The organism is Paracoccus versutus, from assembly GCF_000763885.1.
GTDB lineage: Bacteria > Pseudomonadota > Alphaproteobacteria > Rhodobacterales > Rhodobacteraceae > Paracoccus > Paracoccus versutus.
On sequence record NZ_JRKO01000013.1, the window covers coordinates 55,691 to 69,165 of the forward strand.

Annotated in this window: 11 protein-coding genes and 1 pseudogene; 7 read left to right on the forward strand and 5 right to left on the reverse strand. The window is 65.1% G+C overall.

The window, feature by feature from the left end:
* Positions 1-10: 10 nt before the first annotated feature.
* On the forward strand, positions 11-193 hold the full coding sequence (gene nrdD / locus IT40_RS30435) for an anaerobic ribonucleoside-triphosphate reductase (protein WP_036752628.1): 183 nt from the start codon (positions 11-13) through the stop codon (positions 191-193).
* Positions 186-809 (forward strand): anaerobic ribonucleoside-triphosphate reductase activating protein, encoded by a 624-nt coding sequence (locus IT40_RS07525; RefSeq protein WP_052095785.1) that lies wholly within the window; start codon positions 186-188, stop codon positions 807-809. Before nrdD ends, IT40_RS07525 begins: the two co-directional genes overlap by 8 nt.
* A gap of 130 nt (positions 810-939) precedes the next feature.
* Here the strand turns inward: IT40_RS07525 and IT40_RS07530 are convergent, their stop codons facing one another.
* Positions 940-1,635, reverse strand: a complete 696-nt coding sequence (locus tag IT40_RS07530) for a TetR/AcrR family transcriptional regulator (protein WP_084196915.1) — start codon at positions 1,633-1,635, stop codon at positions 940-942.
* 1,124 nt (positions 1,636-2,759) lie between these two features.
* Here IT40_RS07530 and dctP point away from each other — a divergent pair.
* From dctP to IT40_RS07555, 5 genes are all read left to right on the forward strand, one after another.
* Entirely contained in the window at positions 2,760-3,800 is a 1,041-nt protein-coding gene (gene dctP / locus IT40_RS07535) for a TRAP transporter substrate-binding protein DctP (protein ID WP_084196916.1), read from the forward strand.
* A gap of 84 nt (positions 3,801-3,884) precedes the next feature.
* Positions 3,885-5,516 carry a GMC family oxidoreductase gene (locus IT40_RS07540; protein WP_036752638.1) on the forward strand — a complete coding sequence of 544 codons (1,632 nt, stop codon included), beginning with the start codon at positions 3,885-3,887 and terminating at the stop codon, positions 5,514-5,516.
* 410 nt (positions 5,517-5,926) lie between these two features.
* Positions 5,927-7,345 carry an MmgE/PrpD family protein gene (locus IT40_RS07545; RefSeq protein ID WP_208021335.1) on the forward strand — a complete coding sequence of 473 codons (1,419 nt, stop codon included), beginning with the start codon at positions 5,927-5,929 and terminating at the stop codon, positions 7,343-7,345.
* A 45-nt stretch (positions 7,346-7,390) separates the two neighbouring features.
* On the forward strand, positions 7,391-8,452 hold the full coding sequence (locus IT40_RS07550) for a TRAP transporter substrate-binding protein (protein ID WP_084196918.1): 1,062 nt from the start codon (positions 7,391-7,393) through the stop codon (positions 8,450-8,452).
* 221 nt (positions 8,453-8,673) lie between these two features.
* On the forward strand, positions 8,674-9,840 hold the full coding sequence (locus IT40_RS07555; protein ID WP_036752647.1) for an acyl-CoA dehydrogenase family protein: 1,167 nt from the start codon (positions 8,674-8,676) through the stop codon (positions 9,838-9,840).
* Between the two features lie 414 nt (positions 9,841-10,254).
* Here the strand turns inward: IT40_RS07555 and IT40_RS30735 are convergent.
* The 4 genes and pseudogenes from IT40_RS30735 to IT40_RS07570 all read right to left on the reverse strand — a co-directional run.
* A pseudogene (locus IT40_RS30735) lies at positions 10,255-10,576 on the reverse strand (DUF2200 family protein); the annotation flags it as partial.
* 42 nt (positions 10,577-10,618) lie between these two features.
* Positions 10,619-11,620, reverse strand: coding sequence for an asparaginase (locus tag IT40_RS07560; RefSeq protein ID WP_052095786.1), 1,002 nt, complete (start codon positions 11,618-11,620; stop codon positions 10,619-10,621).
* An 11-nt stretch (positions 11,621-11,631) separates the two neighbouring features.
* Entirely contained in the window at positions 11,632-12,390 is a 759-nt protein-coding gene (locus IT40_RS07565; RefSeq protein ID WP_036752650.1) for an amino acid ABC transporter ATP-binding protein, read from the reverse strand.
* A gap of 76 nt (positions 12,391-12,466) precedes the next feature.
* Positions 12,467-13,456: an agmatinase gene (locus IT40_RS07570; RefSeq protein WP_036752653.1), complete on the reverse strand. Its 990-nt coding sequence runs from the start codon at positions 13,454-13,456 to the stop codon at positions 12,467-12,469.
* Positions 13,457-13,475 lie beyond the last annotated feature (19 nt).

Sequence of the window (13,475 nt, forward strand, 5' to 3'; positions counted from 1 at the left end):
GGAAAAGACCATGTTCGACGACTGGAAAACCGGACCGGAAGAGATCCTGCTGGCGGATGAGGAACGCCAGCCCTGCGAGATCTGGACGCGGGTGATGGGCTATCACCGCCCGGTATCCTCGTTCAACCGCGGCAAGAAGGGCGAATTCCGCGAGCGGCTGTATTTCAGCGAGCGGCGGGCCGATCTTGGCTGAGATCCGCATCGGCGGCCTGCAGCGCCTGTCCAGCTGCGACTGGCCGGGCGAGCTGGTCGCCACCCTTTTCCTGCAGGGCTGTCCCTGGGACTGCCCCTATTGCCACAACCCGCATCTCATCCCGCCCGAGGCCGAGGGCGCGCTGGATTGGCAAGAGATCCTGGACTTTCTGGCGGGACGGCGCGGCCTGCTCGACGGCGTGGTGTTCTCGGGCGGGGAGCCGACGCTTCAGCGCGGCCTGCCCGAGGCGTTGCGGGCGGTCCGGGCCCTGGGGTTCAGGACCGGCCTGCACACGGCCGGCCCCTACCCCGCCCGGCTTGCGGCGGTGCTGCCGCTTTGCGACTGGGTCGGCTTCGACGTGAAGGCGCCGTTTTCCGGCTATCGGCGGGTGACGGGCGCAGCCGGCAGCGGCGACAGGGCCAGGGAAAGCCTGCGGCTGCTGCTGGCCAGCGGCACGGCCCACCAGGTGCGCACGACGGTCGATCCCACCCTGATCGACGGGGCGGCCTTGGCGCGGATGGGCGCGGAACTGGCGGCGCTGGGTGTCGCCGACCATGTCCTGCAGGCCTGCCGCAGCACCGGAACACGCAGGAACCGTCCGGTGCACAAGGGCTGAAAGCCGGCCCTGGGGGCCGGCATGCCATGGCGAAGGAACCGGGGGCGGCGTCTCTCAGCCCATGCGGGCAGCGGGCTGGTCTATGCCGACGGTATCGACCGCATCCGGCCGGTGGGCTCGGGCCGAACGGCTATCTTTGCGGCCGGCCGGAGCCGTGCCCGATGCCTTCCTCACCTCCGGCCTCTGCCGATGCGGGTGTCAGCGAAAGCCCGGCGGGCAGGTTGTCCGGTTTCAGATACCCATGGCAAGCAAAATTGATGATGGCCGAGGTGACATCTTCCACCGAATGCCGCCCGCCGGGGCGATACCACTTATACATCCAGAGCGTCATCCCCAGAATTATGCTTGCAGCTATATGAGAATCGACATCTACGAAAACCCCCTTTTCGACGCCCTCCCGATATATCTGCTCGACCGTGCGCAGGTATGATTTCTTGACTTCCCGGACCTGGACCAGCGCGCTTTCCGGAAGCTCGGATTCGTTTTCGATATATACGGCAAGGTCGGCCATGTTCGAGGAAAACATGTCGATCCGGCCGCTCATGATCCTGACAAGCTTTTCATGCGGGCCAATATCCATTTCCAGGATTTCATTGAGCTGCGCCGTCGACATCTCCATGAATCTCTGGTGTATTTCCAGAAGGATGTCGGACTTGCTCTTGAACCAGTAATATATCGCGGGCCTGCGCACGCCGAAGTGGTCGGCAACCTCCTGGAGACTGGTGCCGCGATACCCCTTCTTTCGGAACAGATCCGCCGAAACCCGCAAAATTTCGTCCCTGGTCAGGTTGGGTCGCGCATTCGGAGTTCTTGAGATCGGCGTCATGGTCGTGGCTTCTCGTCATCAAGGAATTATTGTTGCTCGTTCATCGCGCGGCCATGATGGCATTTGCCCCATGAGCAGCGCCCATTGATCTTTCGGGCGACAGCTTCCCTGCCGAGCCATGCAACCCCGCTTGAACTGCGCACAGATCGGTTCTCAATCTCGTTTTTCGGACGACGGCTGTCCTGGTTGAGCCGCCAGCAACAGAGTCGTTTCGTTCGGTTCACCTTATAACCGTCGAGGATCAGGGGGCCGTTATAAGGAAGGATCACCCGACCGAACCTAACCGCCCGAGGCGCGACTGGCAAGCGCCCAGCCGCCACGGGGCGGAAGGTCGCGCCGAGGATTCCAGCATCGGAGGCCCTACGGAGAGAGGTTCCCCTGCGGAATACTACCTAGCGAAAACAGTAAACTATCTTCATGATGCTCAGCCCTGCGCCGCGACATGAGACCTGGGCGGCTCCCCTATACACGCCCAAAGATTCCGCCCTGCAAAATGATGTTGACACGAATCGAAACGAGATTTACTTACTAGAAAGTAAGCACGGGGGAGATGTGGATGAGCCCGCAGGGATAGGCTGCGCCCGGCGGGAAACCGGCCGGATTCTGCGACGGTGAGCAAAATCGCTTCCGGCAAGAAGGCGATCTCTGCAATTCGGAAAGCTAGGCGTATCCTTAAAATGAATGCGCGCCCGACCATTTCGGTTGCGCAGACCGAAAAATACGAGATGGCTTCCCGCGACAACTATGGCGTCATTGGCGCGGAAAGCCGCGCCGTATTCGCATATCGAAGACAAGTGCCCGAATGGCCTTGTTCGATAACCCCTCCCTGGGATTGACAGGGAACCTTGCCCACCTTCTTGCTGACGATCGCCGCCGCTTCATGCGGGCGATGTGCTGCATCCTTGATCCCCGCCAACATTGCCAAAAACCCTGCCTTGCCGGCGCTTTGTCAAATTTATAAAAACGGCATCAAATTTCGTATTGCAAAACACATTTCCTAAAAGTAATTTCCCCAAGGAAGGCGACCTGCCGGGCCTCGGCCGCGCGCTTTCCGCGCCAAAGCGAAGGGCGCGCCCTGCCCCGCCGGCAGGTTTCTTGCATTTCATCTTGGGGAGGAGAAAGACATGAAACAAACCATCTCGCTGGCAAGGACAGCATTGCATGCGGGAACGGCGATGGCGTTCCTTGGCATGGCGGCCGGTTCGGCCGCATATGCGCAGGAGGTGACGCTCAAGCTGGGCAGCGTCCTGCCCGCCGGGCACTATATCCACCAGCACCTGGTCGATGTCTTCATGGCGGATGTCGAGCAAAAGACGAACGGCGCGATCAAGTTCGAAAGCTATCCCGCCGCGCAGCTTGGCAAGGACGTGCCCGCCACCATGGGCAGCGGCTTGCTGGACCTGGGCGTCGTCATCACCGGGCATCATGCGGCCAAGTTCCCGCTGTCCTCGGTCGGGGAACTGCCGGAAGGCGCCGGAAGTGCCTGCCAGGGCTCGGCCAAGATGTGGGCGCTGACCCAGCCCGGCGGCATCCTGGACCAGGCGGAGTTCGCGCCCAAGGGGCTGCGCGTCCTGAACGCCAACATGCTGGCCCCCTATGTGCTGTTCACCGGCAGCCGCAAGGTCGAAAAGCTGGACGACGTGCGCGGCCTGAAGATCTGGTCCAGCGGCCCGGCGGCCGAAAAGGCCATCGCCGAGATGGGCGGCGTGCCGATCAAGGTCTCCTCGACCGAGCTTTACGATTCCGCTACCCGCGGCACCGTCGACGGCGCCGTGTTCCCCTATTCCGGCCTAGTCCAATACGAGCTTGAGCCGGTGCTGAAATATGCGGTCGACGGGGTCAACTTCGGCTCGGGCGTGTTCTTCATAACCGTCAACCAGCGCAGCTGGGACCGCCTTACCGAGGAACAGCGCGCGGTGATGAGCGAGGCGGCGCTGGCCGCGCAGCAGTCGTTCTGCGCCTATATCGATGAAAACAACAGCGAGCTTCGGGACCAGGTCGCGGCGCGGGACGGCTATACCGTCACCACCCTGGAAGGCCCCGCCCAGGAGGAATTCGTCGAACGGCTGAAGCAGGGCGCGGTCCACTGGGCCGGGGTCATGGACAAGGCCGGCCTGCCGGGCAGCGAGGTGCTGAGGGCGCATCAGGAAGCCGCAGCCGATTGACGCGACAGCGGCCGGTCCCGCCGCGACATCCGTTGCGGCGGGACGGATCTCTTGTCGCCGGGGCATCAACGCAAGGGCAGGGCATTGGAAGAATTCGACTATGTTATCATCGGCGCCGGCAGCGCGGGCTGCGTCCTGGCGCATCGGCTGACCGAGACGGGCAACCATAGCGTCTGCGTGATCGAGGCTGGCCCGCCGGACCGCAACCCCTTCATCCATATCCCCGCCGGATATGTGAAGAACGTCATGAACAAGGATCTGACCTGGGGCTTCGTCAGCCAGCCGGTCCCCGGCATCGGCGGGCGCTCGGTGGGGCTGCCGCAGGGCAAGACGCTGGGCGGCTCCAGCGCCATCAACGGCATGGTCTACAATCGCGGCCAGCGGGCCGACTATGACGGGTGGGCGCAGCGCGGCAATCCGGGCTGGAGCTATGACGACGTGCTGCCCGCCTTTCGCCGCTCGGAAAAGCGGGGCGGCGCTGCCGATCAGGACTATCGCGGCACCGACGGCCCCCTGACCGTGACCGACCCGGCCTTCGACAACCCGCTGTGCCGGATGTTCGTCGAGGCGGCCAGGGAAATGGGCATCCCCGAGGTCGAGGATTACAACGCCGCCGCGCAGGAAGGCGTCGGCGGCTTCCAGTTCACCATCGACCTGTCGGGCCGACGCTCGGTCCGCATGAGCACGGCCCGCGCCTTCCTGCATCCGGCCGAAAGAACCGGGCGGGTCTCGGTGCGGACCCATGCCTATGCGGCGCGCATCCTGTTCGAGGGCAAGCGCGCCATCGGCCTGCGCTATCATGCCGGCGGCCCGCATGGCACGCCCAGCGAGGTGCGCGCCCGGCGCGAGGTCATCCTGTCGGCGGGCGCGCTGAACAGTCCGCGGCTGCTGCAGATCTCGGGCATCGGCGATCCTCGGCATCTGCGCGGGCTGGGGGTGGACCCGGTCGCCGCCCTGCCCGGCGTGGGCGCGAACCTGACCGACCACTACCAGGTGCGCGCGGCGGTGCGGCTGAAGGACATCCGCACCGTCAACGAACGCGGCCGGGGCCTGGCGCTGGTTTCGGAGGTCGCGAAATGGGCCCTTGGCAGCCGCGACACCATCCTGGGCATGGGGCCGGTGCCGATGCGGGTCTTCATGCGCTCGGACCCGGCGCTGGATGCGCCCGACCTTCAGCTTTCCTTCACCCCGGCCAGCTATCGCGAAGGGGTGGCGGGGCTTCTGGACCGCTATCCGGGCATGACCTGCGGCGGCTACATGCAGCGCCCGGAAAGCCGGGGCTGGGTGCGGGCCGTGTCCACCGACCTGGCGGTCCAGCCCGAGATCCAGCCCAACTACCTGGCGACGGAACGCGACCGCATGGCCATCGTCCAGGTGCTGAAATACGCGCGGCAACTGCTGGGCGCGAAAAGCTTCGCACCCTATTACGTCCGCGAGGAATTTCCGGGCGACAAGGTCTCGACCGACGACGAGATCCTGGACTTTGCCCGCCAGTTCGGCGGCACCGCCTTTCACCATTGCGGCACGGCCCGCATGGGGCCGGCCAGCGACCCGATGGCGGTGGTGGACGAAAGGCTGCGGGTGCATGGGCTCGAGGGGCTGCGCGTCGTCGATGCCTCGATCATGCCGGCGATCATCTCGGGGAACACGAACGCGCCCACCATCATGATCGCCGAGAAGGCGGCAGAGATGATCCGCGCCGACAACGCCGCCTGACCTGCGGCCGCGCATCGGCCCGCGCCTTTGCGCCTTGCGGACGGGCCCGTGGGGTGACGCAAGCCGCGGTTGCGGCGCAGAGCGGAGGCTGTGTCGAATACATTGCGGCATCCAGTTTCGCTTCGCAAAACATGTTGACGCGAATCGGGATTAGATTTACTTACTAGAAAGTAAGCAAAGGAGACGCGGATGATCCCCCAGCTTGCCAGGAATGGATCCACCTCGACGAAAAGATCGGTCGGGCCCTGCGATTGTCAACGAAGATTGGGCTGGCGGCGGCTTTCCGAAACCGCGGCCAATCCGCAAGGCGAGGATGCCCAGGAACATGAAAATCCCTCGGCAATATCCGCGCCCCATTCCGCATGAAACCGGGCGGCAAGGACAGGCAATCGCAAGGCAGGAGGAGGATTATGGATATGAATGAGCAGGTGCTTGCCAATTTGTCGGCATTCGTGGCCGATACCCGCTTCGAGGATCTTTCTGCGGCGGTCGTGGATGAAACGGTTCGGATCATTCTCGACTCGGTCGGCTGCGGCATTGCCGGGACGACGCATAAGCGCGGCCAGATCGGCGTCGATTACGGGCGGATGCAGGCCGGGACGGAGGCGACGATCCTGGGGACCGGCCATCGCGCCTCGATCCTTGGCGCCGCCTTCGCCAATGCCGAGCTGATCAATGCGCTGGACCATGACGCCGTCCTGCCGCCCGGCCATGTCTGCCCCTATGTCCTGCCCGGCGCACTTGCCCTGGCCGAAACCCGGCATGCCAGCGGCCGCGAGCTGATCCTTGCGACCGCGCTGGCGCACGAGATTTCCTGGCGCATCGGCAAGGCGATGGATTACCTGCGCGACATCCGGGACGGCAAGGTCGAGCCGCCGCCCGTCTGGGGTTTCGCCAGCACGATCTTCGGCGCGACCGCCGCCATTTCCAAGCTTCAGGGCCAGCCCGCCGAGGTCGTCGGCAATGCGCTGTCGATCGCGGCGATGATCTCGCCCGTGAACGCGGCGGCGTCCTGGCGCCAGCACGCGCCGCCGACGACGATCAAATACATGCTGGGCGGCTGGCTGGCCCATGGCGCGATCACCGCCGCGCATATGGCGGGTTTCGGCCATCGCGGCGACCGGCAGATCTTCGAGCCGGAATACGGCTATCCGCGCTTCATCGGCACCCGCCGCTGGGAGCCCGAGCATATCCTGGACAAGCTTGGCAGCGAATGGCGCTTTCCGTCCGAAAGCTCGTTCAAGCCCTATCCGCATTGCCGTGTCCTGCACGCGCCGCTGGACGCGCTGAACCAGATCATCGACCAGAACCGGATCACGCCGGACGAGATCGAAGGCATCAAGGCCTGGGTCGAGGGTTTCCTCGAACGCCCGCTGTGGATGAACCGCGACATCACCGACGTGACGGATGCGCAGTTCAGCATCGCGCATGGCCTGGCGCTTGGCGCCCATCAATTCCTCCGCGGCCCGGAATGGCAAAAGCCCGAGAGGGTCTATGACCCCTCGGTCATGCGGCTGATGGAGAAGGTCGAGCATGTGATCCACCCGGATTATGCCGATTCGCTGACCAAGGACCGCGCCAGCCGCCCGACCCGCGTCGAGGTCCGCGCGCGCGGCCAGGTCTTCGTCGCCGAGCGCAGCCACCCCAAGGGCAGCGGCGCGCCGGGCAGCGACAGCTACATGACCACCGCCGAACTGGTCGAGAAGTTCACGATCAATGCCGGTTCCGCATTGTCGGAAGAACGCAGCCGGCATCTTGCGGAGCGACTGCTGGGTTTGGCCGATGTCGATGACGTCGCGGAAGTGATCAGAGGCGCCGGAACAGCCTGATGTCCTTGCTGCATCCGGGCGGGAAACCACCGTCCGGATATTGGCATGAACCTAATACTGGGGAGGAGAAAAATGACCATAGCCATGAAATACGTCGCCGCCGCAACGGCTGTCATGCTTGCCGGTACGACGCTGCCGGCTCAGGCGGACGATGAGACGACGCTGAAGATTTCGCATATGTTCTCGTTGACGCATTATGCCTGGACCCAGGCCGGTGCGCCTTTCACGCAAAAGGTGGCCGAGCTCAGCGGCAACAAGCTGCAATTCCAAGAATACCCCGCAGGCCAGCTGGGCAAAGACTATATCAGCCAGCTCAACAGCGGGTTGGCCGATGTCGTGGTGCTGGTCGGCTCTTATACGGCGGACAAGTTGCCGCTCACCTCGGTTTCGGAACTTCCGGTGAAGTATGACAGCGCCTGCGAGGCCAGCGGCAAGCTGTGGTCCATCATCAAGCCGGGCGGGTCACTCTATGAGGAAGAATACAAGCCCCAAGGCCTGCGGCCGCTTTTCGTTGCGCTACTACCCACCTACAAGATCATGACGACGACCAAGGCTTTAAAGAGCTATGATGAAGTAAAGGGATTGAAGATCCGAGCGTCGGGAGCGGCGATGGAGCAGACGGTGCGCGCTTTGGGCGGAGTGCCGGTGCAAATTCAAGGGCCGGAAATCAGTGATTCTTTGCGCCGAGGCACGGTGGACGGAACCTTCCTTTCCTATAACTCGGCCCATCCCTATGGTGTCGACGCGGTCGTCAAGCACGGCATCAAGGGACCAAGCCTCGGCTCGACTTCGGTAGTATTTGCGATGACCGAGCGAAAATGGGAATCGTTGACCGATGATCAGCGGACAGCATTGGAGACTGCTGCAATGCAAGTCCAGCCGCAGTTTTGCGGGTGGATGGACGCCGATGAGGACAAGGCTCGCCAGCGCATGATTGATGAGTTCGGCTATGCAGCGGTGGAGGTCTCGAACGAGGAAACTACGGCATTGCAGGAAAAGTTGCTGACAGTCGCCGAAGCTTGGGCAGAGCGGATGGAAGAGCAGCGCAAACCTGGCAGGGCTATCCTTGAAGCCTTTCAGAGCGCCTCGCCGGAGAATGTCGACTAACGGTCCGGCAGCAGAGCTCTTTCATCATAATTGATATCGTTCTGCATTGCAGAATTTACTTCTGCAATATAAACGCCAATACGAACGGCTCAGGAAAGCGCGCGGTGGTTCCCAATCCCGTCAGGCAGGGATTGCCCACCATGGTCGTTTTGCGCGGTCGCTTTGCCGGGCGTGAGCCGCGCGTTCAACAACCGCTGTCATTTGACCGGAGTGAGGAATCTATGGACAACGTACTGACGCCCGACCAGCAGGAGATCCGGGATGCGGCCCTGCGCATCGCGTCGAAATTCGGCCCCGACTACTGGCTGGAACGCGACCGCGAGGGCGGCTTTCCCGAGGCCTTCTATCGCGCCTGCGCCCATGACGGCTGGCTCGGCATCGCCATGCCCGAGGCCTATGGCGGCGCCGGCCTTGGCATCACCGAGGCGGCGATCTTCCTGCAGGCCATGGCGGAATCGGGCGGCGCGGTGCAGGCCGCCTCGGCCATCCACCTCAATATCTTCGGCCTCCAGCCCATCGTCCTCTTCGGCACCGAGGAACAGCGCCAGCGCATGCTGCCGCCGATGATCCAGGGCAAGGTCAAGGCCTGTTTCGGCATCACCGAACCAGATGCCGGGCTGAACACCACCAAGCTCAAGACCCGCGCCGTGCGCCAGGGCGACAAATACGTGGTCAACGGCAAGAAGGTGTTCATCTCGACCGCGCAGGTGGCCGATTACATCATGCTGCTGGCCCGCACCACGCCGATCGAGGAATGCAAGCGCCCGACCGATGGCCTCAGCATCTTCTACACCAAGCTCGACCGCAGCCGCATCGAGGTGCGCGAGATCGACAAGATGGGCCGCAAGGGCATCGACACCAACGAGCTGTTCATCGAGAACCTGGAAATCCCCGCCGAGGATCTGATCGGCGAAGAGGGCCAGGGTTTCCGCTACATCCTGCACGGGATGAACGCCGAGCGCATCTTCGTGGCCGCCGAATGCATCGGCATCGGCCGGGCGGCGAACGAGCGCGCGGTGCAATATGCCAAGGAGCGCGTGGTCTTCGACCGACCCATCGGCCAGAACCAGGGCATCCAGCACCCCTTGGCGCAGAACTGGGCGAACCTGGAGGCGGCGAACCTGATGATGCTGCATGCCGCAAGGCTGTGGGACGAAGGCAAGCCCTGCGGTTCCGAGGCGAATGCGGCCAAGCTTCTGGCCTCGCAGGCGGCGGTCGAGACCTGCAAGAACGCGATGCTGACCCATGGCGGCTATGGCTATGCCAAGGAATACCATGTCGAGCGCTTCATGCGCGAGATCATGATCCTTTATATCGCCCCGATCACCCCGCAGCTGATCCTGTCCAACATCGCCGAGAAGAAGCTCGGCCTGCCGAAGTCGTATTGAGGACGTGCTGCCCCCGGCGGATCGTCGCCGGGGGCACGGCCCAGGAAAGCTCGGGAAGAAAGGCCGATCATAAGGAGCAAGCTGCTTGCCACCATCCGCATTCTCGGGCTGGGTGCCATGTCCGGGCACGCCATGCGGGAACGCTGCCGCGCGCCTCGCTACGAAAAGCGGCATCGCCTCCGGCAAAGGATCGAGCGAAGACCAGGAAGCATGCCGTTCCGCGAGGAAAAGCCCGATTCCGGCAACACGCCACCGGGCCTTTTGCCCACGATGCCAAGGGGCCTCACGCGGGCGGCGGCAGGGGTAGCATAGGTCGTAGCCTGTTACCCGCAATGCCAGCGCGCCTCGCTCTTTCCGCAGGATCTTCTCCATCGGCTTCCCCTTGGCCAGTGCGTCGACCAGCTTGTCGAGATAGCGGATCTCGCGCATCACCGGATCTCGGATCTTCTCGACCCGGACCCCGCAGACCACGCCCCTGATCCGCGCGCGCCGGGTTCACAGCCTCGGCAAGGAAAGTCTCGAAATCAGTCCGGTCTTTCAGCCGGGCCGCCAGTTCCTCTGGCCCGCAGCCCGCCAGCCAGGGGATGATCGCATCGACCTCGGCCTTGGTGCGGCCCTTCTTCTCCGCCTTCGCCACGCAATGCGGTGAGAGGCTGGCGAAGCGCGTGGTGAAGATCCTGCGTGTCATGCCGCCTCCCCCGACCGTTCCAGGCGCGTCACGTTGACCTGCCCGCATCGAACGGGCGGCGCGCTCCGGGCCAACCTCGGCCGCGGGCGATCAGTCCATCTGCGCCCCGCCATCCCCAGCAAGATCGCGGCAATAATGCCCGAAATCCCTGGCCGTGACGGGACCGGGCTGGCTTTCCAGCAGCAGGGCCAGCAGGATGCGGGCCTTCTTGCCCTGCAGCCGGCCCGCCAGGATCGCCCCCGCATGCTGCAAGTCCAGCGCGCCGCCGTCGGCGTAAAGCGGCCGGGTCTCGCCCCGCAGGCAGCGCGTCGTCACGACGCAGGTCACGCCCCGCTCCCGCGCGCGCGCCACGGCCAAGGCCAGTTCGGGCGTGCCGTTGCCGCAGCCGAAGCCCTCGATCACGATGCCCCTCATGCCGGCGGCCACCAATGCGTCGATGCCGCGGCCGTCCATGCCCATCACCGCCGGCAACAGCGCCACGTCCCGGCTGATGCCGGTCGCCGGCCGGGGCGCGGGCCGGGGCGGCCGCGCCAGCAGGCGGATGCCGGCGCGGCCGACGCGCGCCACCGGGCCGAAATGCGGACCGGCAAAGCCGGCGCGAGCCTGGGCGTCGATCTTGGTGACATCCTCGGCGGCATAGGCGCTGCCGTCAAAGACCACCACCACGCCCAGGCCCCGCGCCTTGCGCGAGCCCGCCAGGCGCAGCGCCGCCGCCAGATTGCCCGGCCCGTCCGGCACGGGGCTGTCGGCGGCGAATTGCGCCCCGGTGAACGCCACCGGCTTCTCGGACCCGATCACCAGGCTGGCCAGGAAGGCGCTTTCCTCCATCGTGTCGGTGCCATGCGTCACCACGCATCCGGCCACCTCGGGATCGGCCAGATGCCCGGCGATCCGCCGCGCCAGTTCCAGCGACAGCGCCAGGTCGATGCGGTTGCTGCCGAGATTGCAGAACGGATCGACCCGCAGTTCCGGCGGGCCCGAGGGCAGCAACGCTTCGGGTCCGTCCATGCTGAGCAGGCCGCCGCGTTCGGCCGAAAAGCGCGAGGCGATGGTGCCGCCGGTCGAGACCAGCGCGATGGTCCGTGGCGCCATGCCCGCCCCGCTCAATGCAGAACCTGGCTGAGGAAGCGCCGGGTGCGCTCATGCACCGGGGCGCCGAAGAACGCCGCTGGGGGAGCCTGTTCCACGATCTGGCCCCGGTCCATGAACACCACCCGGTCGGCGACCTGCCGGGCGAAACCCATCTCATGCGTGACGATCATCATGGTCATGCCCTCGGCCGCCAGCCCGCGCATGGTGTCCAGCACCTCGCCCACCATCTCGGGGTCGAGCGCCGAGGTCGGCTCGTCGAACAGCATCACGCGCGGCTCCATGCAGAGCGCGCGGGCGATGGCGGCGCGCTGCTGCTGGCCGCCCGACAGCTGCGAGGGGTATTTATGCGCGTGTTCGCCCAGCCGCACCCGCTCCAGCAGCCTGACCGCCAGCGCCTCGGCCGCGCGCCTGGACATGCCGCGCACCGACATCGGCGCCAGGACGCAGTTCTGCACCAGGTCGAGATGCGGGAACAGGTTGAAATGCTGGAACACCATCCCGACCTCGCGCCGCACCGCCTGCGCGGCGCTTTCGCTTTTGCCCAACTCGATCCCGTCCACGACGATCGAGCCCTCCTGATGCTGTTCCAGCTGGTTCAGGCAGCGGATCAGCGTCGACTTGCCCGAGCCGGAGGGGCCGCAGATCACCACCTTCTCGCCCTTGGCGACCGACAGGCTGACATCGGTCAGCACCTGGAACGCACCATACCATTTGTTCACCCCGGCGACGGAGATGATCGGCCCGGCGGGCGAGGCGTCTGGATTGGACATGGCGGACCTCCTGAATCCTGGGTTGGCATCATTGACGGCCCGTCCCGGCGGAACTGCCGGAACGGGCGGGGTGCGATCAGGCGGCGGGCCGGGCGGCGCGCCGGCTGATCCGCTCGTCGAAATAGCCGGCGCGGACGGCGGCGCCGACCAGGTTCACGAAGAAGCGCCCGGCGGCGATGGCGGTCAGCTGGTTCACGTCCTTCGAGGGGGTGATCTCGACGATGTCCATGCCGACCACACGGCCCTTGCGCACCAGCCCGTGCAGCAGCTCGCGCATCTGGCAATAGGTCACGCCGCCAAAGGCCGGCCCGGCCACGCCCGGCATCACCGAGGGATCGACCCCGTCCGCATCGACGGTCAGGTAATAGCGCCCGCCGTCCGGGATGCGGTCCAGGATCGCCTGCATGCCCTTTTCGTGCAGCTCGTAGGCGGTGACGATGTTCGAGCCGTAAGCCTGCGCCGCCTCGTATTCCTCGGGGCGGGCGGTGCCCTGGGCGCGGATGCCGATCTGGAAGATCTCCTTCACATGCGGCATTTCCGAGGCGCGGCGGATCGGGCTCGACAGACCATCATGCACGCCGTTGATCTGGTCGCGCCAGTCCAGATGCGCGTCGATCTGGATCAGCGTGATCGGCCCCTGGTCGTCATAGGCGCGCAGCACCGGGATCGGGATGCCGTGGTCGCCGCCGATGATCAGCGGCAACGCCCCGGCGGCCAGGATCCTGCGCACCGCGGCTTCGGCATTGCGCGAATGCGCCTTGGGATCGGCCGGATCGCCGGTCACGTCGCCGCAATCCACCGCCCGCACGTCGCGGCCGTCGTAAAGCGTGCCGCCGATGTCGAAATCATAGCGGTCGAGCAGCCGCACCGCCCGGTCCGTCGCCTGCCGCACCGCGGTCGGCGCGCGGCTCTGGTCGTTCGTCACCTCGTCCATGGTATAGGCCGAGCCGTAGGGGATGCCGAGAAAGGCGATGTCGGCATCCAGCGTGTCCAGGTCGGTCTGCACGGTCGAATAGAGCATGCTGGTATGGCCATGCTTGGGCGCCGAGGTCAGCTTGCGGGTCATGAATGGTCCTCCGGGTAAA